This is a genomic window from Bacillus sanguinis (assembly GCF_018332475.1).
Taxonomy (GTDB): Bacteria; Bacillota; Bacilli; order Bacillales; family Bacillaceae_G; genus Bacillus_A; species Bacillus_A sanguinis.
Genome location: NZ_BOQB01000516.1, coordinates 1 through 873 on the forward strand (window position 1 = coordinate 1; position 873 = coordinate 873).

General features: G+C 32.3%; 1 protein-coding gene. It reads right to left on the reverse strand.

What is annotated here, in order from left to right; translation table 11 throughout:
* On the reverse strand, window positions 1-674 hold a 674-nt coding region (locus KI369_RS28145; RefSeq protein WP_498033624.1), incomplete at its 3' end, for an LTA synthase family protein.
* Between the last annotated feature and the right edge of the window lie 199 nt (window positions 675-873).

Below are 873 nucleotides of genomic sequence, written 5' to 3' on the forward strand. Positions count from 1 at the left end.
TAGTTTTTAATTTCAGAGAACCCGTCTCCACTTGCAAATACACGTTCAGCTGAAGATTTAGATTGAAGTGTAATATCAAATAGATGATATGTGTATAAACCTAAATTTTTCACGACAGTTTGACGGTCAAATGAGCGTGAGAACATTTGTGGTTTATAAATAACTGAAACAACAATTTGCAATGCTAATAGAGCTGTTACACTGCTAAAGAAAGTTCGCTTCTCAGAGCGAGAAAGTGGCGTTTTGTCACAAAATGCCGGGAATTTACGCGAAAGAAACATTAAAATAATCGCATCTGCGAATAAAAGTAATGTTTTATACGTAAAGAGTTCTTTTATACTCGTCCCTAAATCAGCCATATTATTTGTTTGAAATAATACTGGGAATGTAACGAAATCGTTATAAAACCCATAAAACATTGCATTTCCAAATAAAATGAATGATAGTATAAAACTAATTCCAACTATAATGCGGTTTCGGTTTTTAGACGCAAATAAAGCAAAACCGAAAAATAAAAGTAACGCAGCTAGTGGATTAATAAAAAGCATAAATTCTTCAAAGAAATTATCAATTTTAATATCAAATGCTAGCTTGTACACAATATATGTTTTTATCCATAATAAAACGACTGCAACGAGTGCAAATCGCAGTTTTGGAAACAGACGTTGTAGCATAATATACTCCTCTCCTAAAAAGCATGACAGTTCTTGTGAGTCGATTTGATTAGCGCCTCATTTTATATATACGAACAGTCCTTTGTTATTATGTTTATTATACTAGGAGTATCATTATACGAAAATAAAAGAGAGTTGTGGGCTTTTTTATAATAATTGAGTAGAAAAAGGGCGGTAGGAGACAATAAAACGGAGTTCC